The organism is Tropicimonas aquimaris (assembly GCF_042676185.1).
In the GTDB taxonomy this organism is placed as follows: Bacteria; Pseudomonadota; Alphaproteobacteria; order Rhodobacterales; family Rhodobacteraceae; genus Tropicimonas; species Tropicimonas aquimaris.
Genome location: NZ_JBHTJT010000008.1, coordinates 631,626 through 650,369, shown reverse-complemented (window position 1 = coordinate 650,369; position 18,744 = coordinate 631,626). Strand labels below are relative to the sequence as shown.

Here is an 18,744-nt window from a genome sequence, read left to right as displayed (position 1 = left end):
GTGCTGGTCCAACTCGCGACCCTCGGTCCGCTCGGACGGTTGCCCGTGGTCGGCGGCCTCCTTGCGACGGTTGCTGGCCTTGCTGCGGCCATCGGGATGCACAGCCTGGTCGAGGCGCCGAGGGCGCTGATCGTCGTCTGGGCGCTGCTGCTGACGCTGGCGATGCTCAGCGTGCCGCGCGCGCTCGCGGCCGGCACGCCGCCGCGGCAGATCGTGCTCGACCGTTTCACCGGCATCTGGCTCGCCGCGGCGCCGGTTCTCCCGTTCATCGGAATCGCCACCACCGAACTCGGTCAGACGGGGTTGCTGGCGCTCGGGCTGCCGCTGGTGATCTACAACCTGATCCTCGCCGGCCCGCTGCGACGCATGGGCGCCAGCTCCCGCCCACTGCTCCAGCTCGCCGACGACCTGATCGCCGCGACCCTGACGCTGCTGCTCGCGATCGGCATGATGGCAGCGCTGATCGCCAGAAGCGGAGCCATGCCGTGACCGACCTGATCCGGATCGCCGATCTCACCACCGTGAGCGCCGAGACCCTGCTCGCCCGTGCCCGCGCCCGTGGCCTTGTCGTGGCGACCGCCGAGAGCTGCACCGGCGGCTTGATCGCCGGCGCGATCACAGAGATACCCGGCTCCTCGGACATCTTCGACCGGGGTTTCGTGACCTATTCCAACGCCGCCAAGCGGCAGCTTCTTGGCGTCTCCGAGCAGAGCCTCGATACGTTCGGTGCGGTCTCGGAAGCGGTGGCGCGCGAAATGGCCGCCGGCGCCCTGATCCGCTCGGAGGCCGACCTTGCCGTGTCTGTCACCGGCATCGCAGGCCCCGGCGGCAGCGAACAAAAGCCCGAGGGCCGCGTCTGTTTCGGCCTGGCCCGCAAGGGGCACGCCACGGTCGCCAAGACGGTCGATTTCGGCGCCCTCGGACGGACGGCGGTGCGGCAATACACGGTGAACCACGCGCTGGAACTGCTGATCGGCGCGCTCGAAGACGCCCCTCTGCCGCCCGAACGGATCGCGCCGCCCCGCCCCTGAGCTGCCACCTCGGGCCCGGAACTGGCCCCACTTCTGGCATGCAAGGCTGCGAGGCCCAACCTCTTGTAATAAAGTCATTTTAAAGCCATGCGACAGCCCGCCGCAAGAATTCTGTGGCTTCCGCTGCGTCCGGTAAGATATCAACTGTTTACAAACCTTCAGGTCGTTTTTACAAATATTTTCAAATTCGGAATGCTCGGCGGGAGGGCCTGAGCAGGTGGCTTTCGGGAGGATACCATGAGACGAATCTGGCTTTTGAGCAGTGTCGCGCTGTCGGTTCTGGCGAGTGCGGCGATGGCCCAGACGCTGACCAACCCGGGCTTCGAATCCGGTTGGGGCGGCTGGACGGATGTCGATCCGAACAAGGACGCGACCTCGATCTCCGGCGATTTCAACAGCGGGGCGAAAGCGGGCAAGATCAGCAAGGAAACCGGGCATTTCGAGCAGGCGATCACGCTCTACCCGGATTCCGAATACGAGCTGAAGGCATACGTGCGCGGCCCGGGCGTCATCGGTATCGAAGTCGCCGGCCAGGAGCACACCGCCGCCTCCGAGGGCGACGGCAACACCTGGGTGCCGCTGAGCGTGCCCTTCAGCACCTCCTCCGATATCGACGGCCGCGTCTTTGGCGGCTGGGGCGGCGCGGAAGGCCGCTTTGACGATTTCGAGCTGGTGGCGATCTCCGGTCCGGCCCTTGCGGCAGCGGAAGAAGCGGCGAAGGGGCCGCGCGAATACACCACCCTGCCAGACGCCTGCGAGGAGATGAGCCAGCTGCGCGTCGTCTCGGTGTCGGCGGAGGGCGATTACGACAAGGACTACGCGCCGGAGCTGGCCATCGACCACGAGTTCATCGTCGATTCCCGATGGTCCGCCCAGGGCGCCGGACGCGAGATCATTCTCGACCTCGGGATGCCGCAGACGCTGAAGGAACTCGGGCTCGCCTTCTACAAGGGCCACGAGCGCAAGAACTTCTTCGAGATGGCCGCGTCCCCGGACGGCGAGACCTGGCTGCCGCTGATCCCGCGGACGGAATCGGCCGGCAAGACCACCGCAATCCAGCGGTTCGACTTCGACGACATGGTGGCGCGCTACGTCAAGGTCATCGGATTCGGCAACGAATCGAACGACTGGAATTCGATCATCGAGATCCAGCCCTACGGCTGCGGCATGGGCATGATCGAGTCCACCGGCGACGGCTCGGACGTGGGCGCCTATTCCAACAAGGGCCTTTACGGTCTGTTCAACGACGTTCCGCCGTCGGAGAACTTCGATCTCTCCGCCTGGAAGATCACCGTGCCCTACGACAAGGACGGCGACGGCAAGGTGGACGAGATCCACGAACAGGAGCTGACCTCCGGCTGGACCGATCCGGAGGTTTTCTACACCGATCCCACCACCGGCGGCATGGTGTTCCGCTCGATCCCGGGCGGCACGACCACCTCCGGCTCCAGCTATCCACGCTCGGAGCTGCGCGAAATGATGCGGGCCGGCGACACCTCGATCTCGACCCGCAACGACGATGGCACCCCGAACAAGAACGGCTGGGTCTTTTCCTCGGCCCCGGCGGAGGCGCAGGAAATGGCAGGCGGCGTCGACGGCGTCATGACCGCGACGCTTGCGGTCAACCAGGTGACCAAGACCGGCGAGACCGGCAAGGTCGGTCGGGTCATCATCGGCCAGATCCACGCCAAGGACGACGAGCCGATAAGGCTCTATTATCGCAAGCTGCCGCACCACAAGTTCGGCTCGATCTACTATGCGCACGAGCCGGTGGGCGAGGATGACAAGTGGTTCGAAATGATCGGCACCCGCAAGGACAACGCCGACAACCCGGCCGACGGCATCGCGCTTGACGAGATCTTCTCCTACGAGATCAAGGTTTCGGGCAAGGAGATCGACGGCGCGGTCCATCCGATCCTGGAAGTGAAGATCATCCGGGATGACGGCACCGAGGTCACCTCGAGCTACGACATGTACGAGAGCGGCTACAACGTCTCCGACGACTTCATGTATTTCAAGGCCGGCGCCTATTCGCAGAACAACACCTCGCTGCCGGGGTCGCGGGATGCGGACCAGGTGACCTTCTACAAGCTCGACGTGCAGCACTGACCGTCCCGTCCACTCACGAAACAAGGCCCGCCGCGCGACCTGCACGGCGGGCCCTTTCATGCGCGGATCGCGGTTCCTCGGTTTACCCGTTGTTCCAGCGATAGCCCTGCCCGGCTCCCTGAGAGTTGCCGGGCCCCTTGCCACCGCCCCGGCGCCCGAAATCGGCCGTTGTCAGCACGCCATTGCTGTCGCTGTCCATCCTCTGCAGCCAGGATTTCGACCCAGCCACGTATTCGGACCGTGAAACGACACCGTCGCCATTGCCGTCGAGCGCGTAGCGCTGGACGCCGCGGTTGCCCTGAGCGCTGTTGCGCCCGAGTTCGGCGACCGAGAGGACGCCATCGCCGTTGCGGTCAAGGCTCGCGAACTGTCCCGCGCGGCCTTTCTCGACCTCCGCCAGCGTAACCCGGCCGTCGCGGTTGGCGTCCCAGCGGTCTATAGCCGCTGCGCCAGGCACGGCCTGTTGAGCGGCGGCCGCGGAGCCGGCGAGAAGGAGAACAAGGGTCGGGAGTGCGAAGCGTTTCATGGGATGGCCTCCTGCGCATCATGAATGCATATCCATGATACGCATTTTGCAGCCGAGTTCCGTCGAAAATATTCCGCCCGTCAGACAGACCTCAGCCGTAGAGTTCCTTTGCGCGCTTTTCGAAGGCGCCCATGATCTGCTTCTGCGCCTCGGTGAAGAACATGCCGGCGGCCTTCTGCAGGATCCTGTTCTTGAATTCGAACTCCACGTGGTAATCCACCTCGCAGCCGCCCTCGACATCGCGGAAGGCCCATTTCGAGATCAGGAACTTGAACGGCCCGTCGATATATTCGCTCACGATCGTGCCGGCCTTTTCGTCCAGCGTCACGCGGGTACCGAACTTCTCCCGGAACACCTTGAACGAAATCACGAGGTCCGCGATCTCGATCATCACGTCCCCCTCCGGATGCCGCCCACGGATCCGCGCCGCCGCGGTCCAGGGAAGAAATTTCGGATAGGACTGGATGTCGGCCACGAGGTCGTACATCTGTTGTGCCGTGTACGGCATGACGCGCTTGTCGGAATGGGTGAGCATCGTGCGGCGATTGGCCCCTGTCGGTTGGTTCCCGTGTCAGGTTCAAGATGTCGTAGACAATGTCGGCAAGATCAAGGGAAGCCAATGTCTTCGCGACCATACGTCATCGACCAGATGATCTCCGCCAAATCCATCGCCGCCCGAATCGAGGAGCTGGCGCGGGAGATCGAATCGGAATTCGCAGATACCGACAAGCTGGTGGTCGTGGGACTGCTGCGCGGCTCCTTCGTCTTCATTGCCGACCTGGTGCGGGAGGTGGAACTGCCATTGGAGGTCGACTTCCTCGAGGCGTCCTCCTACGGCAACTCCATGAAACCCAGCCGTGAAGTACGGATTCTCAAGGACTTGCGCGGCGAGATCGAGGGACGCGACGTGCTGGTGGTGGAGGACATCATCGACACCGGGCACACGATGGCGCGGGTCGTGGCCTTCCTCGGCGCCCGCAACCCCGCGCGCCTGCGCACCATCTGCCTGCTCGACAAGCCGGCGCGGCGGGAAGTCGACTACAAGGCCAGTTGGACCGGCTTCGAAATCCCCGACAAGTTCGTCGTCGGATACGGAATCGACTTCGCGCAGCGCAACCGCAACCTGCCCTTCATCGGCTCGGTGCGGTTCATCGACGAGGGCAGCAGCCCCGCCGGAGACGGCTGCGACGCCTGATCCATGCTCGGTCCCCACTGGTTTCTGCGCATGAAGCGCTGGGTGCAGCACCCTCCGTCCGGACGCCGCGTGGCGCTGGTGTTCGGCGTGGTGGCGGCCTGCCTGCTGATCGTGACGCTGGAGCGGCTGGGATACTGGCCGGAGTGGATGACGGCCGAACGGGTGGGCCGGATGCCGGGGCGCGGCGGTTTCTGATTGTGCGGAAACCTGCCTAAAAGTCAGCCGCCGACCCTTTGCGCCGCATCGCAGAATTCCATAGGGTGCCGACGACAGGGAGAAGCCCAGCCAGCCCCGCGGGGGCGAGCGCCTGCATCTCCCCACCACCGCAAGGGGCTGACATGCGTCGCTTTTTCACCATCCTCCTCCTTCTGGTGCTGGCCATTGTCGGCGCCGGGCTGTGGTTCACCCGGCCCGATCCCCTGCCGAGCGATCTGGTCACCGGGGTGCAGGGGGATGCCGGGGCCGGGCGCAACGTGTTTCTTGCGGCGGGGTGCGCCTCCTGCCACGCCGACCGCGGTGCCGAGGCGCAGGAGGCGCCGCTGCTTTCCGGCGGGCGGCGGCTCACGACCGACTACGGCACTTTCATCTCGCCCAACATATCGCCGGACCCCGTGCACGGGATCGGCGGCTATTCGATTGCCGATCTCGCGAGCGTCCTGAAGCGCGGCGTGACCCCGGACGGCAGGCACCTCTACCCGGCGATGCCCTTCACGACCTACACCCGGATGAACGTCGCCGACATCGTGGACCTCAAGGCCTATCTCGACACCCTGCCCGCCGACAGCACCCCGCGACAGGCCAACCAGCTCGACTTCCCCTATTCGCTGCGCCCGCTGCTCGGTTTCTGGAAAAAGGCGTACCTGACCGATAGCTTCGTCGCCGCGGCCCCGAGCCAGCAGCTCGAACGCGGCCGCTACCTGGTAGAGGCGCTTGGCCATTGCGCCGAGTGCCACACCCCGCGCAACCGCTTCGGCGCGCTCGACCGGTCCCGCTGGATGGCGGGTGCCCCGAATCCCGCCGGCCAGGGCATGATCCCCAACATTACGCCCGCCGCGCTCGACTGGACCTTGAACCAGATGACCTGGTACCTGCAGAGCGGCTTCGCCCCTGACCACGACGAGGTCAGCCGCGAGATGGAATCGATCATCGCCGGGCTGAGCCAATTGCCCGAGGCAGACCGGGAGGCCATCGCGGCCTACCTCGCCGGGCTCGCTCCGATGGAATAAGCGCCCCGCCCTTTGGCCGACCGTGGCCACATGTTACCTTGCGTCGCGAACGCGGGACAGGAGGGCGCCATGCCGACGGGAATGGGAATGCCGCAGCCGCAACCAGGGCGGCTCTGGCTGACCGAGGGCGGGATCGAGACCGAAATCATGTACAAATGGGGGTTCGACCTGCCCCATTTCGCGATGTTCCCCTTGCTCGACGATCCGGCAGCCCTGCAGGCGATGAAGGACATGTGGCGGCGCTCGCTCGACGTCGCAGCGCGGCACGGGTTCTCTTTCGTGATGAACGGGCTCGATTATCGCGCCAGCCCCGACTGGGCGGCGCTGCTCGGCTATTCGCTCGACGGGCTGGCCGAGATGCAGCACCGCTGCATCGATTTCCTTCGTGAGCTGCGGGACGAATATGCCGGCCGGATCGACGAGATGCTCGTCTGCGGCACGCTCGGGCCGCGCGGCGATGCCTATGGTCTGAACCGCGATATCACCGAGCGGAGCGCCGAGGATTACCACGCCGTGCAGCTGACCAACCTGCGCGCCGCCGGGGCCGATATGGCCTGGGGGATGACTTTCAACAATATCCCCGAGGCCATCGGCGCGGTACGGGCGGCTCGGGCGGTGGGTCTTCCCATCGTTATCGGCCTGACGCTCGACAGCACCTCCCGCCTCCGGTCCGGCCCCACCCTGCGGCAGGCGATCGAGGCGATCGACGCCGCCCCCGAGGGCGGGCCGGAGTATTACATGATCAATTGCTCGCATCCCGTCGAGTTCGAACCGGCCTTCGACGGCGGCGACTGGAAAGGCCGCATCCGGGCGCTGCGGCCCAATGCCTCGAAGATGGAGAAGATCGCGCTCTGCAAGCTCGGCCACCTCGAGGAAGGCGACCCCGAGGAACTCGGGCGGATGATGGGCGATCTTGCCCGCCGGATGCCGCAGGTCGACATCTGGGGCGGGTGCTGCGGCACCTGCGACACCCATCTCGACCTGATGGCCGGCCAGGTAAAGGCGGCGCGGCAGGCGGTGGCGCAAGGCGCTGCGCGAACCTAGTCGTCGTCGAATGCGATCGGGCTCTGCCGGGCGCGATTGACCCTGAGGGTAAACACGTCCGGCCGCGCGTAGTGTCCGCAGACATCGAACTTGCGCCGCGACGCCCGTGCCTCGGCCACATCGATCTCGGCGACCAGCAGCCCCTGCTCCTTGTGCATGGGCCCGGCGAGCACGCCGCCAAAGGGCTTGTAGATCACCGCGTCGCCGGGGTTGACCCATTCGTCGGGGTTCGGGAAGAGCTCGTCGCGAAACGGCACCGCCTCGGGCACGTCCGAGGCCTTTATCGCGCTGGCACAGCCGACCACCCAGCAGCCGCCCTCGCGCGCGATGTGCTGCATCGTCGCGAGCCAGGTGGCGCCGCTGTCCCAGGTCGGGGCACAGTAGATATCGATGTTCTGGGCGTAGAGCGCGAAACGCGCCAGCGGCATATAGTTTTCCCAACAGAGCAGCGCACCCACCCGGCCGACGGCGGTCTCCACCACGTTGAGCGTGGATCCATCCCCGAAACCCCAGACCATGCGCTCGGGGTTGGTCGGCATCAGCTTGCGGTGATTGTTGAGCATCGCCCCGTCGGCATCGATGATCGCCACGCTGTTGAAGAGCGTGCTGCCGCTGACCGCGCCATCGAGTTCCTGATGACCGAGCACCACCACCACCGAATGCTCCCGCGCGGCCGCCTTGATGGGCGCGAGGTCGTCCTTGCTCAGGTCGATCGAGTTGGCCTGGGTCAGTGCGAACAACTCGTCCGTCTTTTGCATCCCGGCGCCGGGGCTGAGCCGCCAGACAAAGGTGGGATAGCCCGGCAGCCAGGTTTCCGGAAACACGACAAGGCCGCAGCCCTGCCCTGCGGCCTCGGCCACAATTTCGACGGCGCGCTCGATGGAGCGCGCCTTGTCGAGATAGACGGGCGGATACTGTACGACAGCGATTTTCATGAGGGTTCCTCCGGGGAGCAACCTTAACCGCTTCCGTAGCGTTAATCAAAACGCACCGGCTTGGGACGTTCTGCGGCGACCCCGTGGCGGCGAACCGTCAGGCTTGCCCGAGCTTCGCCAGCCGTGCCGTGCGAAGGCGTTCGAAATCGTCGCCGGCGTGATAGCTGGACCGGGTGAGCGGCGTTGCCGAGACCATCAGGAAGCCCTTGCCGAAGGCGGCCTGCTCGTAGGACTTGAACTCCTCGGGCGTGACGAACCGCTCGACCGCGTGGTGCTTGGGCGTCGGCTGCAGATACTGGCCGATGGTCAGGAAATCGATATCGGCGGCCCGCATGTCGTCCATCACCTGCAGCACGCCCTGCTTGTCCTCGCCGAGGCCGACCATGATGCCGGACTTGGTGAACATCGTTGGGTCGAGCTCCTTGACCCGCTGAAGCAGGCGCAGCGAGTGGAAGTAGCGCGCGCCGGGGCGGACGGTCGGGTACAGGCCCGGCACCGTCTCGAGGTTGTGGTTGAAAACGTCAGGTTTGGCCTCCACCACGGTCTCCAGAACCGAGGGATCGCATTTCAGGAAATCGGGCGTCAGGATCTCGATGGTCGACTCGGGGGAGCGGTGGCGGATCGCGCGGATGGTTTGTGCGAAATGGTCCGCCCCGCCGTCTTCAAGGTCGTCGCGATCGACCGATGTGATGACCACGTGCTTCAGGCCGAGTTTCTGCACGGCATGGGCCACGCGGCCGGGCTCGAAGGCGTCGAGCGCCGAGGGCTTGCCGGTCGCCACGTTGCAGAAGGTGCAGCCACGGGTGCAGATCTCGCCCATGATCATCATGGTGGCGTGGCCGCGGGACCAGCACTCGCCGACGTTCGGGCAGCCGGCCTCTTCGCAGACCGTGGGAAGGTTGTTCTCCCGCAGGATCTTGTGGGTCGAGTTGTAGCCCTCGCCGCCAGGCGCCTTCACACGGATCCAGCTGGGTTTCTTCGGCTGGGCATTGTCGGGCCGGTGGGCCTTTTCCGGGTGGCGTTGGCCGGGGATCTTCAGGTCGCGCATGTGATACCTCGCAGTTCCATCCCTCATATAGGTCCGGCGTCACAAAACCAATTCCCCTTTGTACCGCGCAACCCCGCCATGCATCCAGACGAAACGACCGCAGGGCGCCGGGCGTAGCGCCGCACCAACGGAAAAGGGCCACCCGCCGGGTGGCCCTGTGAGTTCTCTCGATCCTTGGAGTGCAGTGTCAGCCGATCATGCCGCGGCCCGGGCCATAGGTCTCCTCGTAATGCCGCGCCAGACGCGCCAGCGCGATGCGCAAGACGATCTTGCCGGACCGGGCCGACCAGCCGAGCTGGCGCTCGGTCGCTTCGAGCCCTTCCAGGAAACAGCAGCAGCGCAGCACCATGTCGCCAAGACCCGGGCCCAGTTCGTGCAGCGCGCGGGCCACCCGGTCCCGGGCGCCGGAGGGGCCGGAGGCCGGGTCGCCCGATCCGAAACCGCCGCGGGCGCCGCCAGTCAGGAAGCGCTCCCAGTTCTGCGCCACGCGCGGCCCCATCTGCGCCAGTTCGAAATCTTCCCGCAGCCGCTCGGCGGCGACAACGTGCTCGGGCTCAAGGAACGGCGTGCCGTCCCGGTCGCGGCGGCGCGCAAGCGTCACCACCGGGCTTTCGGCCATGTTGTAACGCACGCGGCGGCGACGCGGAGCGCCGCCCTTGTCGCTGTCCAGCACGACCTTGCTGCCCCAGTCGCGGTGCTGATCGCCGAAGGGCGTCGCCGCCTCCGCGAAACCGCCCGCCGTCCCGTCCTCGGAGAGCATCCGCTTGAGCGCGGACCGGCCGGACGCGGTGATGGTGTAGCGCGCCACCCGCCCCGGATTGCGGCAGCCGATCCATTCCTTGAGGGCAAAGGCCTGCGCCACCGCGCGGTCCACCACGGCGGTCCGGGTGGTGCGCCCGTCCGGCATCTCGCGCAGCACCGCGGCCTTTTCCATGTCGGCGGCGACGGCCAGGACGGCGCCGCTCTCCGACAGGCGCCGCAGGATGCGGCGGGCCTCGCGCGTCACGGTCGCTTCGTCGCAGACCGTCTTGGGCGCGTCGGTGGGCATCGGGAAGTGGGCAGTCATGGGCAAGGGCTCCTCAGGTCCGGGGCGATTGGATCGTTCGGTCCTGAAATGCCGTGCGCCGAGGCTCGAGAGCGCCTCGTCCACCAACGGATCGTCCCGCCGCAGCTCGAAGCGGCGGTTCCGGCGCAGGATGGTCGAGGCATGGCATCCCTCGGCGCGGGCGACCTCTCGGATCGAGAGCCCCTGCTCGGTATGCCGAAGGTAATGCATCGCGGCCTGTGGCACCCATCCGGGCACGTCGCCCGCCGGAGTTTCTTTTGACTGGCCTTCCATGCTGCCCCCTTGACGTCTCCTGCCTTCCGTTTTCCTCGCCCGGCCGAAAGTCCGGCGAATTGGTTACGCACAGGTTAATTTCAGAACCTGACGGCAGGATTGTTTAAAATTCGCAAACAATTCTAAGTGCCGCGCGCGGTCTTATCCACAAGACCGCAACACCGCCCAAATCCGTGCCACGTTTTTGCCACATTCACGGAGACAAGCGATGCATGACCTTTCCACGACCCTCACCAACCTCCGCCGCCCGCGCCTTCTGCTCCGCGCCGCACGGATGGGCATGACGTCCTATAACCGCGGCCGGGACCTGAAGCGGATTACCCGCGGCGATGTTGCCGAAGGCTCCGGCCGGGTGCTGCCCCGGCTGCTGGCGCTGGAAGAGGATCTCGAACACAGGCGTTGCAGCGGCGACGCCGGCTATTCCCCGGCACGCCATGTCGACATCCTGATCGCGCTGATGGCCGAGGCGCGGCTCTGGCTGCGAACCACCGCCGCCGTCTGACCAAGCCTACTGGGAGCGGTCAGCCCCTGCTCCAGCCTGCCCCGACGCCGGAGCCCACTCACACGAAGGCGTCGGGCATCTCTTCCTTGCGACGCGCGACAAAGGCGTCCAGCGCCTCCCACAGGCCCGCGTCCATCTCCGGCGGCTGGTATTGTTCCAGCAGCCGCCGCACGCGCGCCGAGGCCAGGGTCGCGGTGTCGCGCGCGCCTTCCTCGTCCCAGGTCTCGAACGGCTTGTAGTCGAGCAGGTCGCTGCGCCAGAAGGCATCCTTGAAATGCCGCTGGGTATGGGCGCATCCGAGGTAATGACCGCCCGGACCCACCTCTCGGATCGCGTCCATCGCCTGAGCCTCGTCATCGCTCGAAACGCCAGCTGCCAGCTTGTGCAGCACCCCGAGCTGGTCGGCATCCATCACGAATTTCTCGAACGAGGCAACCAGCCCGCCCTCCAGCCAGCCGCAGGCGTGGAGCATGAAGTTCACGCCAGAGAACAGGCCGGCATTCAGCGAATTGGCGGATTCGTAGGCCGCCTGCGCATCCGGCAGCTTGGAACCGTTGAAAGACCCCGCCGAGCGGTAGGGAAGCCCGAGCCTCCGGGCCAGTTGCCCCGCGCCATAGGTGATCTGCGAGGCCTCGGGCGTGCCGAAGGTCGGCGCGCCGGAATTCATGTCGATCGAGGTGACGAAAGCGCCGAAGATCACCGGCGCGCCGGGCCGGATGAGCTGGGAATAGGCGACGCCGGCCAGCACCTCTGCCAGCACCTGCGTCAGCGTACCCACCACCGAGACCGGCGCCATGGCCCCGCCGACGATGAAGGGCGAGATGATGCAGGCCTGGTTCGCCGCGGCATAGACCTCGAGCGCGCCCATCATCGTGGCGTCGAAGGTGAGCGGCGAGTTGATGTTGACGAGCGAGGTCATCACCGTTCGCCCGTCCAGCCCGCCGAACAGGATCTCGCACATGTCGACCGAATCCTGCGCCCGGCTCGGCTCGGTGACCGACCCCATGAAGGGCTTGTCGGTCAGTGTCATGTGCGCGAGCAGCATGTCGAGATGCCGCTTGTTCACCGGCACATCGGTCGGCTCGCAGACGGTGCCGCCGGAATGGTGCAGCCATTTCGTCATATGGCCGAGCTTCACGAAGTTCCGGAAATCCTCGATCGTGGCATAGCGGCGCCCGCCAGAGAGGTCGCGCACGAAGGGCGGGCCGTAGACCGGGGCCAGCACGAGGTTGCGCCCGCCGATCTCCACCGACCGCTCCGGGTTGCGCGCGTGCTGGACGAAGCTGCCCGGCGCCGTGGCGCAGAGCTGACGGGCCAGACCGCGCGGGATATGCACCCGCTCGCCCCTTACATCCGCCCCGGCCTGCCGCCAGCGCTCCAACGCGCCCGGGTTCTCGACGAAGGCGACGCCGATCTCTTCCAGCACGGTCTCGGCATTGTTCTCGATGATCCCGAGCACCTCCTCGGTCAGCATCTCCACGTCGGGAATCCGGCGCTCGATCACCTTGGCGCATTCGATCCGGACCGCCGAGCGCTCCGCCCGTCGGGCCGCCCCGCCGCCACCGCTGCGTCCGCGCCGCCGCCCTGCTGCTTCCGACATGTCTCGCCCTCGTCTGGATCCTGTTCGACCAGTATCTACCCTCTCGCCGCACGTTCTCAGCGAAAGTTTGCGGCCTGTGGAGGACAAATGCGACATCCGGGCGCCTGTCCGGATCAGGCGGCAAGTTCCTCCGCGTCGGTGAGGCTCCCCTTCACATCGAGGATGATCGCACCGGCCCGGTGGCGCGATTCCACGTGCCGATAGGCGGCGCGGATCTGCTCGAGGGGGTAGATCGTGTCGATCACCGGGCGAAGCTGGCCGGCCGCGATCATCGCGAGCAGATCTTCCAGGTACTCCCGTCGATCCTCGTTCACCCCGACCCGAACGGAAGGCCCCCGCCGAAACCGGTTGGTCAGGGCGTGCAAAATGTCCCGCGTCCCCATGTTCAGCGGCACGAAGCGCCCCTCCTGCGTCAGGGCCGGGCGGGCCTTCGCCAACGAGGTGACCCCGATGGTGTCGAGCACGACATCCCAGCTTTCTCCCGACGCCGGGAAATCTTCCGCGCGATAGTCGATCACTCGCTCCGCCCCCAACCCGGCCACGAAATCGGCATGGGCCGCGCTGCAGACGCCCGTGACCCGCGCGCCGAGCGCCCGGGCGATCTGCACGGCATAGGCCCCGACACCGCCGGAGGCTCCCAGCACCAGCACCGATTCGCCGGGCCGGATCTCAGCGAAGTTCCGCAGGAACACGAGCGCCGAGGTGGCGCCGAACGGCAGTGCCGCTGCCTCGTGGAAGCCAAGATCGGCGGGCTTGTGCACGATCGCCCCGTCTTCCGACACCAACACGCGCTCCGCATGGGCGCCAAACGCGCTGAAGCCGAACACCTCGTCGCCTTTCTGGAAACGGGTCACGCCGCTGCCCATCGCCACCACGCGGCCGGCGAACTCCCCGCCCAGCACCGTCTTGCGGGGACGGCACAGGCCGAACATCAGCCGCCCGATCAGGCGGAACGGCGGCGGAAAGGCCGCCGCGCGCAGCCGCCAGTCACCGGTCGTCACCGACCCCGCGACCACCTCCACGACGACCCCTCGCTCGCCGGGTACCGGAAACGGAACCTCCGCCAGCGACAGGACCTCCGGCCCTCCGTAGTTTCTGTAGACCACCGCTTTCATAACCAGGCTCCACGATCCTTATCCTGGCACCTGGATAATCCATGCGAAGGGATTCGGTGAATTGACCGAATCTGTCGGATCGCTATGCATATTCGCATGGATTGGAGATCCGTCACCTTCGACTGGAACCGCGCCCGCGCCTTTCTCGTCACCGCCGAGGAAGGCTCGCTCTCGGCCGCCGCCCGCGCCCTCAACGTCGCCCAGCCGACGCTGGGGCGGCAGGTGTCGGCGCTGGAGCAGGAACTGGGCGTCGCGCTCTTCGAACGGGCCGGCCGCGGGCTGACCCCCACTCCGGCAGGTCTGGAACTGCTGGAGCACGCCCGGGCGATGGGCACCGCGGCCACCCGGCTCTCGCTGGCCGCCAGCGGACAGAGCGAGGAAATCGCGGGGCCGATTTGTCTCACCGCGTCGGATCTGTATTCGGCCTACCTCGTGCCGCCCTTCGTCGCCCAGCTGCGAAAGCTCCACCCCGGGATCACGGTCGAAATACTGGCCTCCAACGCGCTGAGCGACCTGCGCCGCCGTGAGGCCGACATCGCTATCCGCAACACGCGGCCGGAAGACCCCGCGCTGATCGCCCGGAAGATCCGCGACGACACCGCCCGGTTCTACGCCACGCCAGACTACATCGCCGGGCTGCCGACGCCCGTCACGCTGGAATCGCTGAGCCAGGCGGAATTTATCGGCTTCGACCACGGCCCACGCTACCGGGAGCAGTTGAACGCTCTCGGCCTGGCGCTCGAGGAAGGCAACTTCCCGATCGTGACCGCCGACCACGTGGTGCATTGGCAGCTGATCCGGCAGGGCGCGGCCATCGGCGTCGTTCCGACGGCCCTCGGTGAAGCCGATCCCGCTGTCGCGCGGGTCCTTCCCGAGCTGCCGCCGATCACCTTCCCGATCTGGCTCGTCGCCCACCGCGACCTCGCCACCTCGCGCCGGGTCCGCACAGTCTTCGACCTGCTCGCGGAGTTTCTTGCCACGCCCGGCGGTCCCGACATCTTGCAGGACAGCGCTCCGGTATAAGGTCCGACGACCGCCCCCTTGTTGGCCGGGACACCGGCGACAGAAGCACCGGACCGAGGGGCCATCGAAGCTCTCCCTGCCACCGCCGCGATCTTTCGGAGAAAGATCGTTTCCGTCCGGGGGCGCGACCTGCGCTGACCTCTTGCGCCGAACCCAAAGCCACCCTAGTCAGTCGCCATGACCAGCCAGATCCACGACCGCCTCCTGATCATCGACTTCGGCTCCCAGGTGACGCAGCTCATCGCCCGTCGCCTGCGCGAACTGAACGTCTATTGCGAGATCCACCCCTACCAGAACGTCACCGACGCTTTCCTGGCCGATTTCGCGCCGAAAGCGGTGATCTTCTCGGGCGGTCCGGACTCGGTCTGCCGCGAAGGCAGCCCGCGTCCGCCGCAATCCGCCTACACACTGGGCGTGCCGATCCTCGGCATCTGCTACGGCCAGCAGGTGATGATGCAGGACCTCGGCGGCAAGGTCGAAGCGGGCGAGCACGCCACGGCAGAGTTCGGCCGCGCCTATGTCACCCCGGCGCCGGCGAAGCTCTCCATCCTCGATGGCTGGTTCGAGGGCGGACGCGAGCAGGTCTGGATGTCCCACGGCGACCACGTGAGCGCGATCGCGCCCGGCTTCGAGGTCTACGGCACCTCGCCCGGCGCGCCGTTCGCCATCACCGCCGATACCGAGCGCCATTTCTATGCCGTGCAGTTCCACCCCGAGGTGCACCACACCCCGAACGGCCGGCGCCTGTACGAGAACTTCGTGAAGCTCGCGGGCTTCAAGGGCGACTGGACCATGGGCGCCTACCGCGAGGAAGCGATCGCCAAGATCCGCGAGCAGGTGGGCGACGGCAAGGTCATCTGCGGGCTCTCCGGCGGCGTCGATTCCTCCGTTGCCGCCGTGCTGATCCACGAGGCGATCGGTGACCAGCTGACCTGCGTCTTCGTCGACCACGGCCTGCTGCGCCAGGGCGAGGCCGAGGAAGTCGTCTCGATGTTCCGGGACAACTACAACATCCCCCTCATCGCCGCCGACGATTCCGAGCGCTTCCTGGGCGAACTGGAAGGCATCAGCGACCCGGAAGTGAAACGCAAGACTATCGGCCGGCTGTTCATCGACGTCTTCCAGGAGCACGCCAACGAGGTCGGCGGCGCCGAGTTCCTGGCCCAGGGCACGCTGTATCCGGACGTGATCGAGTCGGTCTCCTTCTCCGGCGGCCCCTCGGTCACCATCAAGTCGCACCACAACGTCGGCGGCCTGCCCGAGAAGATGGGCCTCAAGCTGGTGGAACCGCTGCGCGAGCTCTTCAAGGACGAGGTCCGCGCGCTCGGCCGCGAGCTTGGCCTGCCCGAGCGGTTCATCGGCCGGCATCCCTTCCCCGGCCCCGGCCTCGCCATCCGCTGCCCCGGCGAGATCACCCGCGACAAGCTCAAGATCCTGCGCGAGGCGGACGCCGTCTATATCGACCAGATCCGCAAGCACGGCCTCTACGACGAGATCTGGCAGGCCTTCGTCGCCATCCTGCCCGTCCGCACCGTCGGCGTGATGGGCGACGGGCGGACCTACGATTACGCCTGCGCCCTGCGCGCGGTGACGAGTGTCGACGGCATGACCGCCGACTACTACCCCTTCACCCACGATTTCCTTGGCGAAACCGCCACCCGGATCATCAACGAGGTGCAGGGGATCAACCGCGTCACCTACGACATCACTTCCAAACCTCCGGGAACGATCGAGTGGGAGTGAGACTGACCGGGCATTTCGACGTGCCCGCCGACCGACTGGCGGCGGTGACACGCGCCCTGCTCGACCACATCCGGCTCACCCGCGCCGAGCCCGGCTGCCGTCTGTTTGACGTTCAGGCCGATCCGGAAGTTCCGGGCCGCTTCACCGTGTCCGAGGAATTCGTCGACCGCGCCGCGTTTGAGGCGCACCAGGCGCGCATCGCCGGCTCGGACTGGGCCGGGGCCAGCGAGGGCATCGACCGCCACTACCGGATCGAGGAAACCGAAGGGTGACAGGAACGCCGCTGCTGCAGGTCACGAAGCCCGCCGAAACCGGCGACGGCGGGCTGACACTGTCGGCGTTGATGCATGACGAAATGTTCTTCCTGCCCGCGTTTCTCGATCATTACCGGGCACTCGGCGTCACCCATTTCGCTCTGCTCGACGATGCCTCGACCGACGGATCGCGCGACTATGCCGCCGCCCAACCCGACGTGACGCTCCTGGAAAGCCCGCACCGCTACGGTGACATGCTTCCCGGTCCGGACGGCCGACAGGAGAAGGCGAAGATGCTGTGGCGGCGCGAGTTGCTGGCACGCTGGGGCTCCGACCGTTGGACGCTGCATCTCGATCTCGACGAGTTCGTGGACCTGCCGGACGGGCTGGACCTGCCGGCGCTGTCCGAGCGGCTCGAGGCCGGCGGCCACGATACGGCCTATGGCGCCATGGTCGACCTTTACCCGGAAAAACTGAACGATTTAAATGAGATGGAAGGCGATCTTCGGAGTCTTCTGGATTGGCCGTGGTTTTTCGACGCCGTTCCGCATGTCGTGCCTCAACCCTTCGGGCCGCCTGTCGAGGTCTATGGCGGCACCCGCGGCCGCCTGACGCTGCAATACGCCCTGCCGCACAAGCCCATTCCCATCGGACGCCGCCTGACAGGCTTGATCTGGGGAAACACGGCGCCCTATTTGCACCGGCTTCGCAAGGCCGTTCTGCTCAAGTGGTCTCCCAAACGGACGATGCGGAACGAACACACCATCCGACCGGCCCGCACCGCCCGCATGATCCTTCCCATTCGGCACTACAAGTTCACGCCCGCCCTCTCGGCCAAGATAGATTTCGCCCTCGCCTCTGGCGCCTACGCCAAAAATTCCGGTCAATACAAGGTATTTGATGATCTTCTCGATGTGATCTCAGAGCAAGGAGGCTCGTTCCTTGGCGAAATGTCCCGGCCTTACACCGGGTTCGAGGGGTTCAAGGCCGCGGGTATCGCGCGGGGATTCTGACACTGCGCCCTTGCATCCTCCGCGATTTCGCGCAACGCGTTGGAGACTCCCCATCATGACCCCGGAAAGCGACCCCCATGTACCAGGCCCATCCCCTGCGCGCGGCTCTCTGGATGTCCGGTGCAATCGCCTCCTTCTCGCTGATGGCCGTGGCGGGAAGGGCCGTGTCGCTGGAGCATGACACGTTCGAGATCCTGCTCTACCGCTCCATCGTCTCCTTCCTGATCGTGCTGGTCGTGGGCGGCGCGGCGGGGGCGCTCGGGCAAATCACGACGCGCAACATGAAATGGCATCTCGCCCGCAATCTCAGCCACTTCACGGGCCAGAACCTTTGGTTCTATGCCCTCGCTATCCTGCCGCTGGCGCAGGTGATCGCGGTGGAATTCACCTCGCCGATCTGGGTCGCGCTGCTGGCGCCTCTGGTGCTGGGCGAACGGCTGACAGCGGTGCGGGCGCTGGCTGCGCTGATCGGTTTCGTCGGCGTCCTGATGGTGGTGCGTCCACAGGTCGGGGGGATCTCGCCCGCGATGGTGGCGGTCGCGATCTCGGCGGTGGGCTTCGCCGGATCGGCCCTCTTCACCCGGCGCCTGACCCGCACCGAGACCATCACCTGCATCATGTTCTGGCTGACCCTGATGCAGGCCGTCATGGGGCTGATCTGCGCCGGAATCGACGGCGACATCACCCTGCCCTCGACGCGTGCCATGCCGTGGCTGGCACTGATCGGGCTCACCGGCCTCGCCGCGCATTTCTGCCTGTCGAGCGCGCTGGCCATCGCGCCCGCCGCCATGGTCATGCCGATGGATTTCATGCGGCTGCCGGTGATGGCGCTGATCGGGCTGCTTCTCTATTCCGAACCCGTCGACGCGATGGTGGTGCTCGGTGCGCTGGTCATTTTCGGCGCCAACTGGCTCAACCTGCGCGTGCGTCCCGAAAACCGCAGACCGGAAACTGCGACTTGAATGTGACGGAGCGTCAAAATTGACGCAGCCATAAACCCCCCTCATAGGGTTTGCGGACTAAAAGACAAAAAACGACGGC

Annotated in this window: 20 protein-coding genes; 13 read left to right on the top strand and 7 right to left on the bottom strand. The window is 66.3% G+C overall.

Translation table 11 applies throughout. From position 1 onward, the window contains the following. From ACFQ2S_RS09540 to ACFQ2S_RS09530, 3 genes are all read left to right on the top strand, one after another. Window positions 1-489, top strand: coding sequence for a phosphatidylglycerophosphatase A (locus ACFQ2S_RS09540; protein WP_386074213.1), 489 nt, complete (start codon window positions 1-3; stop codon window positions 487-489). Window positions 490-521: 32 nt separating this feature from the next. Then, complete coding sequence (locus ACFQ2S_RS09535) at window positions 522-1,031, top strand: CinA family protein (RefSeq protein ID WP_386074312.1); 510 nt, start codon at window positions 522-524, stop codon at window positions 1,029-1,031. Window positions 1,032-1,268: 237 nt separating this feature from the next. After that, window positions 1,269-3,140, top strand: coding sequence for a polysaccharide lyase family 7 protein (locus ACFQ2S_RS09530; protein ID WP_386074212.1), 1,872 nt, complete (start codon window positions 1,269-1,271; stop codon window positions 3,138-3,140). 82 nt (window positions 3,141-3,222) lie between these two features. Here the strand turns inward: ACFQ2S_RS09530 and ACFQ2S_RS09525 are convergent, their stop codons facing one another. Together ACFQ2S_RS09525 and ACFQ2S_RS09520 are read right to left on the bottom strand one after the other, a co-directional pair. After that, on the bottom strand, window positions 3,223-3,666 hold the full coding sequence (locus ACFQ2S_RS09525; RefSeq protein ID WP_386074211.1) for an EF-hand domain-containing protein: 444 nt from the start codon (window positions 3,664-3,666) through the stop codon (window positions 3,223-3,225). A 91-nt stretch (window positions 3,667-3,757) separates the two neighbouring features. Continuing rightward, window positions 3,758-4,201: a type II toxin-antitoxin system RatA family toxin gene (locus ACFQ2S_RS09520; RefSeq protein ID WP_089231711.1), complete on the bottom strand. Its 444-nt coding sequence runs from the start codon at window positions 4,199-4,201 to the stop codon at window positions 3,758-3,760. Window positions 4,202-4,285: 84 nt separating this feature from the next. Between ACFQ2S_RS09520 and hpt the strand changes: the two genes are divergently transcribed. The 4 genes from hpt to ACFQ2S_RS09500 all read left to right on the top strand — a co-directional run bounded on the left by hpt (window position 4,286) and on the right by ACFQ2S_RS09500 (window position 7,131). Further along, window positions 4,286-4,861 (top strand): hypoxanthine phosphoribosyltransferase, encoded by a 576-nt coding sequence (gene hpt, locus ACFQ2S_RS09515; protein ID WP_386074209.1) that lies wholly within the window; start codon window positions 4,286-4,288, stop codon window positions 4,859-4,861. Between the two features lie 3 nt (window positions 4,862-4,864). After that, complete coding sequence (locus ACFQ2S_RS09510; protein ID WP_386074207.1) at window positions 4,865-5,056, top strand: hypothetical protein; 192 nt, start codon at window positions 4,865-4,867, stop codon at window positions 5,054-5,056. A gap of 143 nt (window positions 5,057-5,199) precedes the next feature. Continuing rightward, window positions 5,200-6,087 carry a c-type cytochrome gene (locus ACFQ2S_RS09505; RefSeq protein ID WP_386074206.1) on the top strand — a complete coding sequence of 296 codons (888 nt, stop codon included), beginning with the start codon at window positions 5,200-5,202 and terminating at the stop codon, window positions 6,085-6,087. A 69-nt stretch (window positions 6,088-6,156) separates the two neighbouring features. Further along, window positions 6,157-7,131, top strand: coding sequence for a homocysteine S-methyltransferase family protein (locus ACFQ2S_RS09500; protein WP_386074204.1), 975 nt, complete (start codon window positions 6,157-6,159; stop codon window positions 7,129-7,131). On the opposite strand, the gene ACFQ2S_RS09495 is transcribed toward ACFQ2S_RS09500, so the two are convergent. The 3 genes from ACFQ2S_RS09495 to ACFQ2S_RS09485 form a co-directional block, all read right to left on the bottom strand. Further along, a complete protein-coding gene (locus ACFQ2S_RS09495; protein ID WP_386074202.1) occupies window positions 7,128-8,066 on the bottom strand; it encodes a carbon-nitrogen hydrolase family protein in 939 nt (312 codons plus the stop codon). The genes ACFQ2S_RS09500 and ACFQ2S_RS09495 overlap by 4 nt on opposite strands. Window positions 8,067-8,163: 97 nt before the next feature. Then, on the bottom strand, window positions 8,164-9,114 hold the full coding sequence (gene lipA / locus ACFQ2S_RS09490) for a lipoyl synthase (protein WP_089231722.1): 951 nt from the start codon (window positions 9,112-9,114) through the stop codon (window positions 8,164-8,166). Between the two features lie 187 nt (window positions 9,115-9,301). After that, complete coding sequence (locus ACFQ2S_RS09485) at window positions 9,302-10,453, bottom strand: DUF6456 domain-containing protein (protein ID WP_386074200.1); 1,152 nt, start codon at window positions 10,451-10,453, stop codon at window positions 9,302-9,304. 208 nt (window positions 10,454-10,661) lie between these two features. Here ACFQ2S_RS09485 and ACFQ2S_RS09480 point away from each other — a divergent pair, with 208 nt between their 5' ends. Continuing rightward, window positions 10,662-10,955 carry a DUF6477 family protein gene (locus ACFQ2S_RS09480; RefSeq protein ID WP_386074198.1) on the top strand — a complete coding sequence of 98 codons (294 nt, stop codon included), beginning with the start codon at window positions 10,662-10,664 and terminating at the stop codon, window positions 10,953-10,955. Between the two features lie 58 nt (window positions 10,956-11,013). Here the strand turns inward: ACFQ2S_RS09480 and ACFQ2S_RS09475 are convergent, their stop codons facing one another. Both ACFQ2S_RS09475 and ACFQ2S_RS09470 read right to left on the bottom strand, forming a co-directional pair. Continuing rightward, complete coding sequence (locus tag ACFQ2S_RS09475) at window positions 11,014-12,555, bottom strand: trimethylamine methyltransferase family protein (protein WP_386074197.1); 1,542 nt, start codon at window positions 12,553-12,555, stop codon at window positions 11,014-11,016. A 113-nt stretch (window positions 12,556-12,668) separates the two neighbouring features. Further along, window positions 12,669-13,670: an NAD(P)-dependent alcohol dehydrogenase gene (locus tag ACFQ2S_RS09470; RefSeq protein WP_386074195.1), complete on the bottom strand. Its 1,002-nt coding sequence runs from the start codon at window positions 13,668-13,670 to the stop codon at window positions 12,669-12,671. Window positions 13,671-13,766: 96 nt separating this feature from the next. On the opposite strand from ACFQ2S_RS09470, the gene ACFQ2S_RS09465 reads away from it, so the two are divergent. From ACFQ2S_RS09465 to ACFQ2S_RS09445, 5 genes are all read left to right on the top strand, one after another. Further along, complete coding sequence (locus tag ACFQ2S_RS09465; protein ID WP_386074194.1) at window positions 13,767-14,693, top strand: LysR family transcriptional regulator; 927 nt, start codon at window positions 13,767-13,769, stop codon at window positions 14,691-14,693. Window positions 14,694-14,870: 177 nt separating this feature from the next. Further along, on the top strand, window positions 14,871-16,436 hold the full coding sequence (guaA, locus tag ACFQ2S_RS09460) for a glutamine-hydrolyzing GMP synthase (protein ID WP_386074193.1): 1,566 nt from the start codon (window positions 14,871-14,873) through the stop codon (window positions 16,434-16,436). Next, window positions 16,427-16,708, top strand: coding sequence for a putative quinol monooxygenase (locus tag ACFQ2S_RS09455; RefSeq protein WP_386074192.1), 282 nt, complete (start codon window positions 16,427-16,429; stop codon window positions 16,706-16,708). The genes guaA and ACFQ2S_RS09455 overlap by 10 nt, the downstream gene beginning before the upstream one ends. Then, window positions 16,705-17,703 (top strand): glycosyltransferase family 2 protein, encoded by a 999-nt coding sequence (locus ACFQ2S_RS09450; RefSeq protein ID WP_386074191.1) that lies wholly within the window; start codon window positions 16,705-16,707, stop codon window positions 17,701-17,703. The genes ACFQ2S_RS09455 and ACFQ2S_RS09450 overlap by 4 nt, the downstream gene beginning before the upstream one ends. 77 nt (window positions 17,704-17,780) lie before the next feature. Then, window positions 17,781-18,665 (top strand): DMT family transporter, encoded by an 885-nt coding sequence (locus ACFQ2S_RS09445; RefSeq protein WP_386074190.1) that lies wholly within the window; start codon window positions 17,781-17,783, stop codon window positions 18,663-18,665. Window positions 18,666-18,744: the final 79 nt, after the last annotated feature.